The organism is Janthinobacterium glycogeni, from assembly GCF_051380725.1.
In the GTDB taxonomy this organism is placed as follows: Bacteria; Pseudomonadota; Gammaproteobacteria; order Burkholderiales; family Burkholderiaceae_D; genus Janthinobacterium.
This window is the reverse complement of sequence record NZ_JBNYXP010000001.1, coordinates 1,101,508-1,116,816: the sequence shown is the minus strand read 5'-3', so window position 1 is coordinate 1,116,816 and position 15,309 is coordinate 1,101,508. Positions and strand designations below refer to the sequence as shown.

The following is a 15,309-nucleotide window of genomic DNA, read 5'->3' as shown; positions in this document are numbered from 1 at the left end:
CGCCGTCGGGCGGCTGGCGTTTTTGGTATGGGAGGCTTGCTTGGCGGTGGTGCCTGGCTGGCGCAGCATGTCATCCAGCCGCGCATCGGTCGGCGACTGTGCGCAGACTCGGGTGGGAATTGCAAATGTGAATGAGAACTATTCTTATTATAGTACGGGGTTGTGAGACATGCAAGAGTACGATGTTGTAAACGCTGTAAACGCGCACGGCCGCCCCCTTCCTGGCGGCGGCCGTGCGTGCGCGGGAGCGCGGGCGTTTACAGCTGGCCGCGCAGGGTCAGCATGGCGTTGCGCGGTTCGCCGTAGAAGTTCGAGCCGTAGGCGGCCCACACGCGCGTGTAGTATTTTTTGTCGAACAGGTTGTTTACCGTCAGCGACAGCTCCAGCGCGGGACTGAGGCGGTAGCCCGCCTGCAAGCCCACCGTGGTGACGGGACCCTGTTCGAATTTCACGGGGCCGTTCAGGCGGTACATGCTGCTGACGCTGCGCAAGCCGCCGCCCACGCTGACCTTGTCGAGCGCGCCGGCCAGCCGGTAATGGGTCCACAGGTTGAAGTTATGGCGCGGTGCGATGAAGGAATACAGCTGCGCCTTCTGCTCGTCGCTGCCTTCCAGGGTGCGCGTGCTGGTGTAGGAATAGCCGCTCGTGATATTCCAGCCCGGCAGGGGGCTGCCGCTCAACTCGGCTTCCACGCCCTGGCTGCGCATCTTGCCCGCGCCGATGGAAAACAGCGGATTGGCAGGATCGGGCATGACGCGGTTTTCGTCTTCCATGCGGAACAGGGCCGCATGCGCGTTGACGTTCTTGTCGAACAGCTCCGCCTTCAGGCCCAGTTCGAACTGCTGCCCCTTGCGCGGCTTCAGGGTCTGGCCGGCGGCGTCCGTGGTCGACTGGGGCGAGAAGATGCGCGTGTAGCTGCCATAGGCCGACACCTGCTTGTCGAGCTCATAGACCAGGCCCGCGTAGGGCGTGAACCTGGCGTTGATCTTGTTGCTGACGTCGGTGAACTGGTTGAAATATGCGTTGCGGTTGACGGTGTGGTTGTCCCAGTGCGTCAGGCGCCCGCCCAGGTTGACGGCCAGGCGGTCGGTGGCTTGCAGGCGGGTGCGCGCGTAGAGGCCGAACTGCTTGGTGCGGTTGTCATTGCCGTTGGAAAAGGTGTAGCTCGGCTGCGCGATATTGTTATCTGGATGGAAGATGTTGATGGGCGCATTGTCGCCGCCGCCGTACCGGAAATGCTTGTGCACCTGGCGGTAGTCGGCGCCCACGATCAGGTCGTGGCTGCGGCCAAACGCCTGGAAGGGCGTGGCCAGGTAAGCGTCGAGTCCCTGCGTCTTCCAGTGGCTGCGGTAGTTCCAGCTGACCAGGCAGCTGTCGCCCGTGACGGGATCGGCCGAGCAGTCGGACCAGCCGAAGTTGCGCGACGGCTCATCCTGTTCGCGGTACAGGGCCGTCACCTTGAACTGGCCGCCGTTGTCCAGCTTGTGATCGAGTTCGGCAAAGTACTCGGTGACCTGTTCCGTGATGTGGTTCCAGGCCGGGTCCAGATAGGTGGAGCGGGGCACGTCGAGCAGGCGTCCGTCTTCATACGCGGGCAGGCCGAAGGCGGGGCGGCCTTTGTATTGCTGCCAGGTGACGCCGCCCGTCAGCACGGTGCCGGGCGCCACGTCGACGGCGACGGTGCCGTACAGCAGCGGTTTTTCCGCATACACGTGATCGACGAAGGAGCGCCGGTGCTCATGGGCGGCCACCAGGCGGCCGCGTACCTTGCCATCCGCGCTCAGGGGACCCGTCACGTCCGCTTCCGCGTAGTAGCGGTCCCAGGAACCCGCGCTGAGCACGCCGCTGGCGGCAAAGGTGTCGCGCGCCCGTTTGCGTACCAGGTTGATGGTGCCGCCCGGATCGCCCGCGCCCTGAAACAGACCGGCCGGTCCGCGCAGCACTTCCACCCGGTCATAGATGGCCAGGCCGAAGCCGGCCGACAGGTCGTTGCCCGTGCTGGCAGGCGTCATCACGCCATCGACCTGCACCGCGTCAAGCGCATAGCCGCGCGAATAAAAGTTGCCGTGGTTGCCGCCCGTGCTGCTGGCTTCGACAGTGATGCCCGTCACGCCGCGCATGGCGTCGTCCAGGTTCAGCAGGTTCTGGTCGTTCAGCTGCTGGCGCGTCAGCACGGAGACGGACTGGGGAATCTCGCGCAGGCTTTGCCGGCCCTTGCCGATGCTCACCGCTTGCGCCGCATACGACTTGGTCAGCTCGGTATCGATGGTCGCGTCCTGGCGTGCGCTGACGGTGATTTCCGCCAGGGTCGCCACCTTGCCCGAGGCGACGGGAGCCGGGCGGATGATGACGCTGTTGCCGTCGATGACAGCCGTCAGGCCGCTGCCGGCCAGCAGCCGCTCGAGGCTGTCGGCCACGCTCAGCGTGCCGCTGACGGCGGGCGCCGTCTTGCCGGCCACCAGCTCCGGTGCGAACAGCAGTTGCAGATTGGCTTGCCGCGCCAGTTCATTCAGGGCTTGTCCCAGCGGCTGGGCGGCGACGGCCAGTGTGACGGCAGGTAAGGATTGCGCCTGCGCCACGTTGAGCGTGCCCAGGGCCAGCATGGCGGCCAGGGCGAGGGGAGCGGGTGTCAGATTGAGGCGAGGGGACCACATGTTGCATTTCTCCAGGTTAATTTGTTATCGATTCACCTGGTAGACGCGGCAGCGGAGAAAATCCTCACCTGCGAATGCGACTTATTTTCATTTATTTTGTTGCAGTTGCATGGCCGGCGCCTGCGCAGGCATTTTTGCCGCCATGCGGATTTCGTTGGCGCTGCCGCTGCGCACGATCTGTACGGGCAGCAGCTGGGGCAGGGCGGCGCCGAAACGGTCGAGCTGGGTCAGGCTGAAGCTGCCGCCGATGCGCAGGCGCGCCACGGCCGGATCGCGCACGATGAAGCCCGTGTCGCCATAGCGCTCGAATTCGGCCAGCGCCGTGCCCAGCGGCACGTTGTCGAAGGTGATCCTGCCGTTGCGCCAGGGCGCTATGCTGTCCGGCGCCAGGCTGGCCACCGCAGACAGGCGGCCGCTGGCGTCGGCCGCGACGCCCTGGCCGGCCGTCAGGTCGACTTGCTCTTGCCGCGCGCCCGCCACGCGCACATGGCCATGCTGCACGGCCACGCGCAGCTGGCCATCGTGTGCGAGTGTATTGCGCACGGCAAACTGCGTGCCCACCACCGTCACCGTCAAAGGGCCGCTGAGCACGTCGAAGGGCTGGCCCTGCTTCGCTTGCACCTGGAACAGCGCTTCGCCCTGCGCCAGGCGCACTTCGCGCCGCTGGCGGTACACGGTGACGTGCAGCTGCGTGGCCGTGTCGAGCTGCACCTGGCTGCCGTCGGGCAGGGCGACGGCCAGGCGCTGCCCGCGCACGGTGGCGTACGAATGGCTGAAGACGGGTTGCTGCCACCAATGGTAGCCGCCCGCGCCCACGCCGAGCAGCAGCATGGCGGCCGCCGCATACGGCAGGGTGCGCAGCCAGTGCCGGGCGGGAGCGGACACTGGCGCAGGGGAAGGCTGGGGCACCGTCCAGCGCGCGGCGACGTGTGCTGGAATCCGGCGCACGGCGCGGTGCGTGTCTTTGAGCCGCGCATATTCTTGGGCGTGACGCGCATCGGCCGCCAGCCAGGCGGCGAACTCGGCCTGTTGCTGCACATCAAGGTTCTTGCGCCGGCTGAACCAGGTGGCGGCCGCCAGCGCCAGCGGGTCTTGTGCGGCGGTAAAAGCGGCGTGCTCGCGCAAGTCCGCCTGCTCCTGGGCGGAGGGGCCGAAATCATGGCGGGGCGGTTGGGCGGTCATGGGCGCCATTATGTGGCTTCCCGCAAGGAATGCAACTGCTGCAACTGCGCCTGGCAACTGAGCATGCCCCGTGCGATATGTTTTTCCACCATGCTCACGGAAATGCCCATGCGCGCGGCGATCTGCGCGTGCGGCAATTCCTCGAACACGTGCAGCACGAAGGCGTCGCGGCAGCGGGGCGGCAGGGCGTCGATGGCGGCCACGCAGGCTTGCCAGTCCTGGCTGCTTTCGAGCTCCTGTTCCGGCTGCAACTGCAGCGGCCCTGCCGGATGCGCGGCTTCCGGCAGGGCGTCAAGTTGCTCGTGCTGGCGCAGGGCGGCGCGGCGATGCTGGTCGATCATCAGGTTGCGCGCCGTGCGGTACAGCAGCGCGCGCGGTTCGCGCACGGCCTGTTCGCCCAGCACGCGCGCATAGCTTTCCTGCACCAGGTCCAAGGCAGCCTCGCGGTTGCGCAAGCTGCGCCAGCAAAAGTTCAATAGTTCTTGGTAATAGCGTGCAACCACGGCGTCCGATGTATGAGTCCGCAGCCAGGAATGCCGCATATGAGAATGATTCTCATTATACGATAGGCCGGGATGCGGCGTTAAGCGGCTTGCCGCACCGTGGCAGGCGTACAACGCTTTGCCGGGCGGCCGGCATCGGTTAACATGGGAAGTTAACAGGGAGGCAAGATGGCTATTCAAATTATTAATACGGCAGCGATTGCCGGCCAGCGCCCCGGCACGTCGGGCTTGCGCAAGAAGGTGGCGGTCTTCAGCGCCCCGCAATACATGGAAAACTTCGTGCAAAGCGTGTTCGACACGCTCGGCGACTGCCGCGGCCAGACCCTGGTGCTGGGCGGCGACGGCCGCTTCTACAACCGCGCGGCCATCCAGACGGTGCTGCGCATGGCGGCCGCGCACGGCTACGCGCGCGTGCTGCTGGGGCAGGGCGGCATCCTGTCGACGCCGGCCGTCAGCTGTGTGATCCGCAAGCATGGCGCCAGCGGCGGCCTCATTCTGTCGGCCAGCCATAATCCGGGCGGCCCCGATGGCGATTTCGGCATCAAGTACAACATCGCCAATGGCGGTCCGGCGCCCGAAAAGGTCACGGAAGCCATGTTTGCGCGCACGCAAACGATCACCGAATACCGCATCAGCGACGCGGCCGACATTGACCTGGACGCCTTGGGCACTGTGCGCATCGAGCAGATGACGGTCGAAGTGATCGATCCTGTTCTTGATTACGCGGAGCTGATGCAGCAGCTGTTCGACTTCGACGCCATCCGCGCCCTGTTCGCGGGCGGCCTGCGCATCTGCTTTGACGGCATGCACGCCGTTTCCGGCCCGTATGCGACGGCCATCCTGGAAGGCATGCTGGGCGCGACCAAGGGCAGCGTCATCAACGGCGTGCCCCTGGAAGACTTCGGCGGCGGCCATCCCGACCCGAACCCCGTCAACGCGCAGGAATTGATCGCCATCATGGCGGCCGGCGATGGGCCGGATTTCGGCGCCGCCTCGGACGGCGACGGCGACCGCAACATGATCGTCGGCCGGCGCTTCGACGTCACGCCGTCGGACAGCCTGGCCATCCTGGCCGCCAATGCCAGCGTGGCGCCCGGCTACCGCGCCGGCTTGAAGGGCATCGCCCGCTCCATGCCGACGTCGGGAGCGGCCGACCGCGTCGCCAGCGCGCTGGGCATCCCCTGCTACGAGACGCCGACGGGCTGGAAGTTCTTCGGCACCCTGCTCGACGCCGGCATGGCCACCCTGTGCGGCGAAGAAAGCTACGGCACCGGCTCGAACCACGTGCGCGAAAAGGATGGCCTGTGGGCCGTGCTGTTCTGGCTCAACCTGCTGGCAGAGAAAAAACAGTCGGTGGAAGACATCGTGCGCGCGCACTGGGCCACGTATGGCCGCAACTATTATTCGCGCCACGATTACGAAGAAATCGACAGCGCCGGCGCGCAACAGCTGATGGAAGCCGTGCGCGGCCAGCTGGCCGCCCTGCCGGGCCAGGTGTTCGATGGCTACACGGTGGCGCTGGCCGACGATTTCAGCTACACGGACCCCGTCGACGGCTCCGTGGCGACGCAGCAGGGCATCCGCATCATCATGACGGACGGCGCGCGCATCGTGCTGCGCCTGTCCGGCACGGGCACCGAAGGCGCCACCCTGCGCCTGTACCTGGAGCGCTACGCAGCCGATCCCGCGCAGCATGACATCCCGAGCCAGCAAGCGCTGGCGGGACTGATCGCCGTGGCCGAGCAGGTGGCGCAGATCCGCGAGCGCACGGGGCGCGACGCGCCGACCGTGACGACGTAAAAAAAGGGCGCCCGAGGGCGCCCTTCTTCATTGCGGCTGATTAAACTGCCATCACGCTTTTGCCGGGATGGCCGTCTGGCGGTAGTTGTCGACCATCTTGTAGCGCTTCGCATACAGGCCGAAGGCCAGCATCGCGACGGCGGCGAAGGCGGCGAAGAAGAACATCTGGAAGGCCGTCACGCTGATGCCGCTTTCGGCGATCTTGCCGATCACGCCTTCGTTCATGACGCTGCGGTTGACGATCAGCACCCACAGGTTGCCCACCGTGGTCGACAGATTCCAGAAGCTCATGATGGCGCCCTTCATCGAGACGGGCGCCTGGCTGTACGCAAACTCCAGTCCTGTCGCCGAGACCAGCACTTCGCCGAACGTCAGCAGGGCATACGGCAGGATCTGCCACATGATGGAGACGGCGTTGCCGCTGTCGAGGGCCAGTTGCAGCAAGCCGATGACGATCCAGGCCAGCGAGGAAAAGCCGATACCGGCCGTCATGCGGCGCAGGGCCGTCGCTTCCAGGCCGAAGCGGTTGAGCATCGGGTACAGCACCAGGTTGTTGAACGGGATCAGCAGCATCACCAGCATCGGGTTCAGCGCCTGCATCTGCGCCGGCAGGAACCAGCTTGGTTTTTCCATGGTGTTCGCCTGCACGATCCACGTCGAGGCCTTCTGGTCGAACAGCGAGAAGAAGGGCGTGACGAGGGCGAAGATGACGAGGATGCGCAACACGGCGCGCACGCCTTCGACGGCTTCGTCCGGGTGGATGCCGCGCGCGCGTTCCAGCTGCATGGCCGTGCCGATGCTGCCGAAGGCCAGCAGCAGGACCAGCGCGGTACACGCGGAAATCACGAAGCCCCATTCCGGGATGCTGTAGAACGCATACAGGGCGCCGATCACGCCGACATACGCCACGTACAGGCCAGGGCGCGAACCGCCGTCGATGCGCGCCAGCAGGGCCGTGCGGGCCACGCGGGTGAACGAATCGGGATTCGGCGGCGCCGGCGGCACGTGCACGTATTTCTTGGCGCCCATCCAGAAGACGATGGTGGCGGCCAGCATCATCAGGCCGGGAATGCCGAAGGCGATCGACGGACCGAAGTCGCGCAGGAACATCGGCATCAGCAGCGAGGCGAAGAAGGAGCCGAAGTTGATGATCCAGTAGAACAGGTCGAACACCAGCTTGGCCTTGTGCTTGTTGGTCTGGTCGAACTGGTCGCCGACGAAGGACGCGACGAGCGGCTTGATGCCGCCGGAACCGAAGGCGATCAGGAACAGGCCGAAATAGAAGCCGTTGACGCTGTTTTCAAACAGGGCCAGGCAGGCGTGGCCGGCGCAATACACGAGGCTGAGCCAGAAGATGGTGTTGTATTTGCCGAAGAAGCGGTCGGCCAGCCAGCCGCCCAGCAGCGGGAAGAAATACACGCCGATGACGAAGGTGTGGAACACGTGCTTGGCTTCGCCCGTGCGCTGGTCGATCGGGATCATCAGCAGCAGGGTGCTGATGAGGAATGGCGTCAGGATGTTGCGCATGCCGTAAAAGCTGAAGCGTTCGCAGCCTTCGTTGGCGATGATGTACGGTATTTGCCGCGGCATTTTGCCCGTGGCGGTTTGTGTCTCGGCCGATGACATTGGCTCTCCCCCAAGTTTTTTTTGTAAGCCGCGATGCTAAGGCCTGCCGCGTTTGCTTGCAACAGAAAAAACGGCCTGTCCGCTATTTCGCAGGGATTTGTAAGGTATTGATTTTCATAAAGACATTACTTTCGGCACTTGCACTGACACTGGCACGCGCCGGGCGGGGCAGCATGAGCTGCATTTGCAGCATGCCGTCCGCTGCGGGGCCGTCCGCCACGGTAAAGCCGCAGCCCAGGTACAGGGTCAACGCCGCGTGGTTGTCCTGCGCCACGGCCAGGCGCACGCGGGCCAGTTCGGGAATGGCGCAGGCATGGGCGATGGCCGCCTGCACCAGTTGCCGTGCCGCGCCGCGCCCGCGCGCCTGCGGTGCCACATACACGCCCCACAGGCTGGCCTTGTCATGCACGACGGCGATCGGCTCGCGGCGCAGGCCGGCAATGGCGATCAGTTGTTCCTTGTCGAAAGCGCCAAATATTATTTGGTATGAAGTGACACGCAAGCGCTCGGCTATCCGTGCCAGCGGCAAGCCGCTTTCCGCCGCATGCGTGGTGCAGAAGGCGGCGGGCAGTTCGGCGATGCCGGCCAGGCGCAGCGCGCGGTAGGCGGCAACGTCGTCGGGCGTGAGGGGGCGGACGGTGGTGGCGGGCATGTGGGCGAGTATCGGGCTTCGATGCCAGAAAGTAAACCTTGCGTTGCGGTGGTTTCGATCATAAGATATATCTTATTGCGATATATCTTAAGGAATCATCATGTTCCATCTTCTGCGCGGAATGCACCCCGTGCGCGCGGCAGCCCATGGCCAGGGCGATGCGCCAGGCGCGCCTGGCCATCCCGTTGCCCGCGGGCCGAAAATGTTTGACGCGGGCACCTTGCGCTATCTGGTGCTGCAATTGATCGCCGACAAGCCGCGCCACGGCTACGACATCATCAAGGCCATCGAACAGCGCGCCGGCGGCGCGTATGCCCCGAGTCCCGGCGCCATCTACCCGCTCATGCATGGTCTGGTGGGCCACGGTTACGTGGCCGTCAGTCTCGATGGCAACAAGAAACTGCACAGCATCACGCCCGAGGGACGGGATTTCCTGGCAGCGAACCGCGCCTATGTCGATGCGATTGCCGCCAGGGTCGATGCGCCGGCCGGCGCGGACGACGATTTGCGCCACCTGATGCACGAACTGAAGGCGGCCGTGCTGGCGCGCGGGCGCGCGGGCGAGCCGGATGCCGTGCGCCTGGACGCCATCCGCGCCATCCTGCGCCAGGCCCGTGCCGAGATCGAGGCGCTCGCATGACGGCCGCGCCGAAGGCCGCGCCCGTTCCCGTGCTGACGCCGGCGCGCGAGCGCGCGATGCTGTGGCTGCTTGCGCTGACGCAATTTACCGTCATCATGGATTTCATGGTGATGATGCCGCTGGCGCCCCAGCTGATGCAGGCCTTCCATATCGGCCCGGCCGCCGTCTCGGGCGCCGTCTCGGCCTACGCCTGGTGCGCGGGCCTGTCCGGCTTGCTGGCGGCCACGTATATCGACCGCTTCGACCGCAAGAAACTGCTGTTGACCATGTTTTGCCTGTTTACCCTGTCGAACCTGGCTTGCGCGCTGGCGCCGACCTTCCACGTGCTGCTGTGGTCGCGCGCGTTTGCGGGGCTGACGGGCGGCGTGCTGGGGGCCATGGTCATGGCCATCATCGGCGACGTGATTCCTGCCGAGCGGCGCGGCGCGGCCACGGGCATCGTCATGACCTCGTTTGCCATGGCGGCCGTGGGCGGCGTACCCATCGGCGTGGTGCTGGCTGCGCACTTTGGCTGGGCCTCGCCGTTTTTCCTGCTGGTCGTGCTGTCGCTGCTGGTCTGGCTGGGCGCGGCGCGCGTGCTGCCGTCGCTCACGGCGCACATGGGCGCGGCTCCCACGCCGCTGCGCCAGGTGCTGCCGAACCTGCTGGCGCTGTTCCGCGAGCGGCGTCACCTGCAAGCGTTTGCCTTGTCGATTGTCAACATGACGGCGGGCATGCTGGTCATTCCCTTCATTTCACCCGTGCTGGTGGGCAATATGGGGCTGGCGCCGGCCGACGTCACCTGGGTGTACCTGGCGGGCGGCTGCGCCACGATCTTCACGGCGCGCCTGATCGGCCGCTGGGCGGACCGGGCCGGCAAGCAGCAGGTGTACCGCTGGGTGTCGCTGCTGTCGATCGCGCCGCTGCTGTTCATGACCCATTTGCCCCAGCTACCGCTGCTGGGGCTGATGCTGGCGTTTCCCTTCTTTATGGCCCTCGTCTCGGGCCGCATGGTGCCGCTGCAGGCGCTGCTGACGACCATCCCGGAACCGCACAAGCGCGGCGCCTTTCTCAGCGCCAATTCGGCCCTGCAAAGCCTGGGCAGCGGCCTGGGCGCCTGGCTGGGCGGCTTGAGCCTGCAGACGGACGCGGCCGGTCACATCAGCGGCTATGGCATCAATGGCTGGCTGGCGGCGGCTTTGTCGCTGTGGACGGTGTGGTGGGTGGCGCGCGTGCGCGCCGCAGCGCCGCAGGGGGCGCCGGCGTAGGCACTTACTGGGTGGCGATGCGCTGCATGGGCGCATTGTCCTTGCGCCATTGTTCCAGGCTGATCAGCTCACCGCTGACGACATCGTCGACGAGGATGCGCTTGCCATCCTGGGAGACAACGAAACTCTCCCAGCGGTGCGCCGCGTCCGGCGTGTTTTCCACAAAGTTCAGGTCATAGTAGGGCTTGCCATCGATGAGGCGCACGTCGGGCGACGTTTCCATCACGGCGCCATGGGCGCGGCCGCCCGACGCCTTTTCGATATGCGCCGACCAGGCCTTGATTTCCGGCAAGGCCATCAGCGCGTCGACGGCGCGCGCGCTCTGTTCCGGCGCCGCCTGGCTGTTCGCGGCCGGGGCATTGCCATCGTGCGGCGCGGCCTGCCGGTGCAGGTAGAAAGCGCCGAGCCCGGCGGCCAGCAAGCCGGCCAGGATGCCGGCGATGATGGTGGTTTTGGAAGAAGAGGCGCGTGGCGGCATGATGGTGGCGTGAGAAAGAGGGACGATGGCGGCCATGCTAAAGCAAAACGTGCAGGCGGGCAATCGTTGAAATTTCTAAAAAGCAAGACGAAAAAAAGCCACCTTCCGTGGAAGATGGCTCTCGGGGCTGCCGGGAAGGCGCTGGCAGCTTTTGGTCTGCCTGTCCTGTCCCGGCGTGGCGGCCGCGCGCGCCGTCGCCTGCGCGCGCGGCCGCCTGGATTACATCATGCCGTCCATGCCGCCCATGCCGCCCATACCACCCATGCCGCCGCCCATGCCGCCGGCTGCCTTGTCGTCAGCGATTTCGCAGACCATGCAGTCGGTCGTCAGCATCAGCGAAGCGATCGAAGCGGCGTTTTGCAGCGCCGAACGGGTCACTTTGGCTGGGTCCAGAACGCCCATTTCCACCATGTCGCCATACGTGCCGTTGGCAGCGTTGTAGCCGTAGTTGCCCGTGCCAGCCAGTACGGCTGCCACGACGACCGAAGCTTCTTCGCCAGCGTTTTGCACGATCATGCGCAGTGGCTCTTCCATTGCGCGCAGGACGATCTTGATGCCGGCATCTTGATCAGGATTGTCGCCCTTGACCGTGATGTTGGCGCGTGCGCGCAGCAGGGCTACGCCGCCGCCTGGCACGATGCCTTCTTCCACGGCAGCGCGGGTCGCGTGCAGTGCATCTTCAACGCGGGCTTTTTTCTCTTTCATTTCGACTTCGGTGGCTGCGCCAACCTTGATCACGGCAACGCCGCCGGCCAGTTTGGCCACGCGCTCTTGCAGTTTTTCACGGTCGTAGTCCGAGGTCGCTTCTTCGATCTGTACACGCACTTGTTTCACGCGTGCTTCGATCGAGGCAGCTTCGCCAGCGCCATCGATAACGATGGTGTTTTCCTTGCCCACTTCGATGCGTTTCGCTTGGCCCAGTTCGGCCAGGGTCACTTTTTCCAGGGTCAGGCCGACTTCTTCAGCGATCACTTGGCCGCCGGTCAGGACAGCGATGTCTTCCAGCATGGCTTTGCGGCGGTCGCCGAAGCCAGGGGCTTTCACTGCGCAAGTTTTCAGGATGCCGCGGATGTTGTTCACCACCAGGGTCGCCAGCGCTTCGCCTTCGATGTCTTCTGCGATGATCAGCAGTGGACGGCCAGCTTTGGCGACTTGTTCCAGTACCGGCAGCAGGTCACGGATGTTCGAGATTTTCTTGTCGCACAGCAGGACGAATGGGCTGTCCAGGACGGCAACTTGCTTCTCTGGGTTGTTGATGAAGTATGGCGACAGGTAGCCGCGGTCGAACTGCATGCCTTCAACGATGTCCAGCTCGTCGTTCAGCGACTTGCCGTCTTCTACCGTGATCACGCCTTCTTTGCCGACTTTTTCCATCGCTTCAGCGATACGCTCGCCGATCGAGTAGTCCGAGTTGGCCGAGATCGCGCCAACCTGGGCGATTTCCTTGGTCGTGGTGCAAGGACGGGCGATTTTCGCCAGTTCTTCGACGGTGGCGGCAACAGCTTTGTCGATACCGCGCTTCAGGTCCATCGGGTTCATGCCGGCGGCAACGAACTTCATGCCTTCGCGCACGATGGCTTGTGCCAGCACGGTCGCGGTGGTGGTGCCGTCGCCGGCGTTGTCGCTGGTGCGGGAAGCCACTTCCTTGACCATTTGCGCGCCCATGTTCATGAGCTTGTCTTTGAGTTCAACTTCTTTCGCTACCGAGACACCATCCTTGGTGACGGTAGGGGCGCCGAACGAGCGCTCCAGGACCACGTTGCGGCCTTTCGGGCCCAGCGTTACTTTGACTGCGTTGGCGAGGATGTTGACGCCTTCGACCATCTTGGCGCGCGCTGCGTCGCCGAATACTACTTCTTTAGCTGCCATGTTCAATTCTCCTGAGTTTCGGGATGTATCTGTCTATAACGTGGAAACAATTACTTGACGACGATCGCCATGATGTCTTCTTCGCGCATGACCAGCAGCTCATCGCCGTCAACTTTGACGGTTTGGCCGGCGTACTTGCCGAACAGGACGCGGTCGCCCACTTTGACATCCAGAGGACGGACTTTGCCGTCGTCGAGAATCTTGCCATTGCCTACGGCAAGGACTTCGCCTTGATCCGGTTTTTCAGCAGCTGCATCAGGAATGATGAGGCCGGACGCAGTCTTGGTTTCCTGGTCGAGGCGTTTGACGATGACGCGATCGTTCAATGGGCGCAGATTCATACAAAACTCCTTAAAGTTCAATGGATAGGTGTTGCTAAATGAATACATGCCTGGCACAGCGCCAGACGTGCTTTCAGTGACCGCCGTTGAAAGCAGCCCGCAACGGTCAAGCAAACCCCATGGCATCGGGTGCATGCCGGCGCTGGGCAGTGGTGGCATCGCGGCGTCGCCCGCCGCGTAGCGTTCCCTGCTGTTGCCCGGCAGACACCATCATGTCCTGAGGATTGCTACGAAAGAGTTTGTTAGCACTCTCTACTAACGAGTGCTAATTATAGGGACGGTAGGGGGCTTATTCAAGGGCTTATTCTCCGGGAAGATATGCATAGACGTTCTGCGCAGCCTGCATTTACGCAGGGTTTGCGCAAACGCAAGCCTTGCTCCCGGGCGTCAGCAACAGGCGCGACTCTAGCATGCCCGTCAGGCGAAGGGCGTTCCTGTACGCACAGGAAACAGAGTTTTACTATGGACTTTGATAAGATGATTGTAATTGCATATCAATATCGCCACATATCGCCACCTGCACGAGAAAGCACACCATGCCATCGACTACTTCCCGTCCCGCCCTGCGCCTGCTGGGCGCCACCCTCATCGGCCTCGCCTGCCTGGGCAATGCCGCCGCGCAAACCATCGTCGACGAGATCACCGTGGCGACCCTGACGCCGCTGGAAAAGGAAATGCTGCTCAATGACTTGTTCAACGATTTGAACAAGGATGACGACGACCAGGAAGCCCATGTATGGGACAACGGCGCCGACAAGGGCGTGCCGGTGAAAGTCACGTACAACTTCAGTAACTCCGGCATGACGGAGCACAGCCTGAAGGCGCACGTCTGCCGCGACCTGAAATTCGTCGTCACGGCGGCCGGCAAGTCGCAGGACCTGAGCCGCCGCACCTGTTCGCAAAATAGCGGCCGCTGGGATGTGCAGGGCAAGGACCCGGCGCCCGTCGTGGCTCCGCCCTTCCTGTCCGACGTGACCATCGCCAGGCTCAATGCGAAGGAACAGAAATCCTTGTTGACGGCCGCCGTGCGCACCCTGAAAGATGAAGAGGATGGCAAGAGCCGCCAGTGGAACAACAAGGGCCTGGGCAATGCGGCGCCGCTGGCAGTGCGCCTGACGCCCTCGGGGACGGACGCCAAACCTGGCAGCTACCGCCGCACTTGCCGCGACTTGACGATGGTGCTTGACGGCAAAGGCGGACAACAGACGCTGACGCGCCGCTCTTGCGAAAACCGCTATGGCGGACTCGATATCGAACCCGATTACGTCGACGAGTAACACGCTGCCATCGCGGCGCCGGCGGATGCGTGCAGATGGCGAAACGCGCCGGAAAAAGCGTGTATTTCACGGCAACTGACCTGCATTGATGTAAATATGTGTGACAGCGGCGTGATTCGATTGACGCCCATGGAGCGTCCGCCCTATAGTGGCGGGATGATTTCCGAATTCAACGAATTATCCGACAAAATAGGCCTGCTGGCCGAAATGACCCATGCGCTGCGTCGTGAAAACGCGCAACTGCGCAAGGACAATGCCGCGCTGGCCGCCGAGAACGCCCTGTATGTGCAGCGCATGCGCGAGGCGCAGGAGCGGGTCGAGGCGTTGCTGGAAAAAATTCCCGAACTGGTGCAAGCCGGCCTGGAGCAGGCAGCTTCGGAAGCGGGCGCCTATAGTGCCGAGAACGAGAAGGAAGCGTAATGCCGCGTGTCGATGTCAATATCATGGGCCAGTCCTACAGCATGGTGTGCCGCGACGGCGAAGAGCGCGCGCTGCGCGAAGCGGCGATCTATCTCGACAGCAAAATGAAAGCCATCCGCGACGCGGGCAAGGTCAAGGGCAACGACCGCATCGCCGTGCTGGCCGCCCTGGGCGTGGCCGCGGAATTCCTCTCCGTGAAGTCGCCGCAAGGTCCGCTGTCGGAACTGACGATACTGGAAGTGAAGCAGAAAATCTCGGCCATGCACACCGTCCTGGACAGTGCACTGACGCCCCAGGAAAACCTTTTTTAAGCGTGCACGCGACGATTTGTCTTTGCGATGCGCGATCAAAGGAGTAAACTTGGGTCTACCCTGCGGTGTTCGCGATTGCCATATATTCCTTGAACCATTTATGCGCATCGGTTGCGAATTTTGTTTGATGGGAGTGAGCGTCGCTCGTTCGACGAACCCGAAATTGAACTAACGTGACCACCTTGAACCGTTTGGTTCGGGATGCCGGCATAGCGGCACAGGCGGGGCCCAATTTGCATTACGTTTGTAAGTACAACTGTAAGTACAACTGTAAGTACAACTGAAAACGGTTGACGCATCGCTGCGCAA

Annotated in this window: 14 protein-coding genes and 1 other RNA gene; 7 read left to right on the top strand and 8 right to left on the bottom strand. The window is 63.7% G+C overall.

The features are described 5' to 3' along the window. Positions 1-257 precede the first annotated feature (257 nt). From ACQ4W4_RS05145 to ACQ4W4_RS05135, 3 genes are all read right to left on the bottom strand, one after another. Positions 258-2,654: a TonB-dependent siderophore receptor gene (locus ACQ4W4_RS05145; RefSeq protein ID WP_436541026.1), complete on the bottom strand. Its 2,397-nt coding sequence runs from the start codon at positions 2,652-2,654 to the stop codon at positions 258-260. A gap of 87 nt (positions 2,655-2,741) precedes the next feature. After that, the gene (locus ACQ4W4_RS05140; protein ID WP_436541025.1) at positions 2,742-3,836 is read right to left on the bottom strand and encodes a FecR family protein; all 1,095 of its coding nucleotides are present in this window, start codon (positions 3,834-3,836) and stop codon (positions 2,742-2,744) included. An 8-nt stretch (positions 3,837-3,844) separates the two neighbouring features. Further along, positions 3,845-4,378, bottom strand: a complete 534-nt coding sequence (locus tag ACQ4W4_RS05135) for a sigma-70 family RNA polymerase sigma factor (RefSeq protein ID WP_436541024.1) — start codon at positions 4,376-4,378, stop codon at positions 3,845-3,847. A 129-nt stretch (positions 4,379-4,507) separates the two neighbouring features. On the opposite strand from ACQ4W4_RS05135, the gene ACQ4W4_RS05130 reads away from it, so the two are divergent. After that, the gene (locus ACQ4W4_RS05130) at positions 4,508-6,139 is read left to right on the top strand and encodes an alpha-D-glucose phosphate-specific phosphoglucomutase (protein WP_436541023.1); all 1,632 of its coding nucleotides are present in this window, start codon (positions 4,508-4,510) and stop codon (positions 6,137-6,139) included. A gap of 51 nt (positions 6,140-6,190) precedes the next feature. Here ACQ4W4_RS05130 and ACQ4W4_RS05125 read toward each other — a convergent pair whose 3' ends face one another. After that, the gene (locus tag ACQ4W4_RS05125) at positions 6,191-7,729 is read right to left on the bottom strand and encodes a POT-type proton-dependent oligopeptide transporter (protein WP_436541022.1); all 1,539 of its coding nucleotides are present in this window, start codon (positions 7,727-7,729) and stop codon (positions 6,191-6,193) included. A gap of 118 nt (positions 7,730-7,847) precedes the next feature. Beyond that, entirely contained in the window at positions 7,848-8,417 is a 570-nt protein-coding gene (locus ACQ4W4_RS05120) for a GNAT family N-acetyltransferase (protein WP_436541021.1), read from the bottom strand. 100 nt (positions 8,418-8,517) lie between these two features. Between ACQ4W4_RS05120 and ACQ4W4_RS05115 the strand changes: the two genes are divergently transcribed. Both ACQ4W4_RS05115 and ACQ4W4_RS05110 read left to right on the top strand, forming a co-directional pair. Further along, on the top strand, positions 8,518-9,057 hold the full coding sequence (locus ACQ4W4_RS05115) for a PadR family transcriptional regulator (protein ID WP_436541020.1): 540 nt from the start codon (positions 8,518-8,520) through the stop codon (positions 9,055-9,057). Next, entirely contained in the window at positions 9,054-10,304 is a 1,251-nt protein-coding gene (locus ACQ4W4_RS05110) for an MFS transporter (RefSeq protein WP_436541019.1), read from the top strand. The genes ACQ4W4_RS05115 and ACQ4W4_RS05110 overlap by 4 nt, the downstream gene beginning before the upstream one ends. A gap of 4 nt (positions 10,305-10,308) precedes the next feature. Here the strand turns inward: ACQ4W4_RS05110 and ACQ4W4_RS05105 are convergent, their stop codons facing one another. From ACQ4W4_RS05105 to groES, 3 genes are all read right to left on the bottom strand, one after another. After that, on the bottom strand, positions 10,309-10,818 hold the full coding sequence (locus ACQ4W4_RS05105) for a hypothetical protein (RefSeq protein WP_436541018.1): 510 nt from the start codon (positions 10,816-10,818) through the stop codon (positions 10,309-10,311). Positions 10,819-11,001: 183 nt separating this feature from the next. Further along, positions 11,002-12,651 carry a chaperonin GroEL gene (gene groL / locus ACQ4W4_RS05100; protein WP_128142111.1) on the bottom strand — a complete coding sequence of 550 codons (1,650 nt, stop codon included), beginning with the start codon at positions 12,649-12,651 and terminating at the stop codon, positions 11,002-11,004. Between the two features lie 50 nt (positions 12,652-12,701). Further along, entirely contained in the window at positions 12,702-12,992 is a 291-nt protein-coding gene (gene groES, locus ACQ4W4_RS05095; protein WP_010400979.1) for a co-chaperone GroES, read from the bottom strand. A 536-nt stretch (positions 12,993-13,528) separates the two neighbouring features. Here groES and ACQ4W4_RS05090 point away from each other — a divergent pair. The 4 genes from ACQ4W4_RS05090 (at position 13,529) to ssrS (ending at position 15,232) form a co-directional block, all read left to right on the top strand. Beyond that, positions 13,529-14,269, top strand: coding sequence for a hypothetical protein (locus ACQ4W4_RS05090; protein WP_436541017.1), 741 nt, complete (start codon positions 13,529-13,531; stop codon positions 14,267-14,269). Between the two features lie 156 nt (positions 14,270-14,425). Beyond that, positions 14,426-14,689, top strand: coding sequence for a hypothetical protein (locus tag ACQ4W4_RS05085; RefSeq protein WP_034786548.1), 264 nt, complete (start codon positions 14,426-14,428; stop codon positions 14,687-14,689). After that, positions 14,689-15,000 carry a cell division protein ZapA gene (locus tag ACQ4W4_RS05080; RefSeq protein WP_034747344.1) on the top strand — a complete coding sequence of 104 codons (312 nt, stop codon included), beginning with the start codon at positions 14,689-14,691 and terminating at the stop codon, positions 14,998-15,000. Before ACQ4W4_RS05085 ends, ACQ4W4_RS05080 begins: the two co-directional genes overlap by 1 nt. Positions 15,001-15,054: 54 nt before the next feature. Continuing rightward, a non-coding RNA gene (gene ssrS / locus ACQ4W4_RS05075) (6S RNA) lies at positions 15,055-15,232 on the top strand. Positions 15,233-15,309 lie beyond the last annotated feature (77 nt).

Bases quoted from the DNA above. Each gene is read 5' to 3' on its own strand.
- ACQ4W4_RS05140 (WP_436541025.1), bottom strand. From the start codon at position 3,836: ATGACCGCCCAACCGCCCCGCCATGATTTCGGCCCCTCCGCCCAGGAG.
- ACQ4W4_RS05145 (WP_436541026.1), bottom strand. From the start codon at position 2,654: ATGTGGTCCCCTCGCCTCAATCTGACACCCGCTCCCCTCGCCCTGGCC.
- ACQ4W4_RS05110 (WP_436541019.1), top strand. From the start codon at position 9,054: ATGACGGCCGCGCCGAAGGCCGCGCCCGTTCCCGTGCTGACGCCGGCG.
- ACQ4W4_RS05130 (WP_436541023.1), top strand. From the start codon at position 4,508: ATGGCTATTCAAATTATTAATACGGCAGCGATTGCCGGCCAGCGCCCC.
- ACQ4W4_RS05090 (WP_436541017.1), top strand. From the start codon at position 13,529: ATGCCATCGACTACTTCCCGTCCCGCCCTGCGCCTGCTGGGCGCCACC.
- ACQ4W4_RS05085 (WP_034786548.1), top strand. From the start codon at position 14,426: ATGATTTCCGAATTCAACGAATTATCCGACAAAATAGGCCTGCTGGCC.
- ACQ4W4_RS05135 (WP_436541024.1), bottom strand. From the start codon at position 4,378: ATGCGGCATTCCTGGCTGCGGACTCATACATCGGACGCCGTGGTTGCA.
- ACQ4W4_RS05115 (WP_436541020.1), top strand. From the start codon at position 8,518: ATGTTCCATCTTCTGCGCGGAATGCACCCCGTGCGCGCGGCAGCCCAT.
- ACQ4W4_RS05105 (WP_436541018.1), bottom strand. From the start codon at position 10,818: ATGGCCGCCATCGTCCCTCTTTCTCACGCCACCATCATGCCGCCACGC.
- ACQ4W4_RS05125 (WP_436541022.1), bottom strand. From the start codon at position 7,729: ATGCCGCGGCAAATACCGTACATCATCGCCAACGAAGGCTGCGAACGC.
- ACQ4W4_RS05120 (WP_436541021.1), bottom strand. From the start codon at position 8,417: ATGCCCGCCACCACCGTCCGCCCCCTCACGCCCGACGACGTTGCCGCC.
- groL (WP_128142111.1), bottom strand. From the start codon at position 12,651: ATGGCAGCTAAAGAAGTAGTATTCGGCGACGCAGCGCGCGCCAAGATG.
- groES (WP_010400979.1), bottom strand. From the start codon at position 12,992: ATGAATCTGCGCCCATTGAACGATCGCGTCATCGTCAAACGCCTCGAC.
- ACQ4W4_RS05080 (WP_034747344.1), top strand. From the start codon at position 14,689: ATGCCGCGTGTCGATGTCAATATCATGGGCCAGTCCTACAGCATGGTG.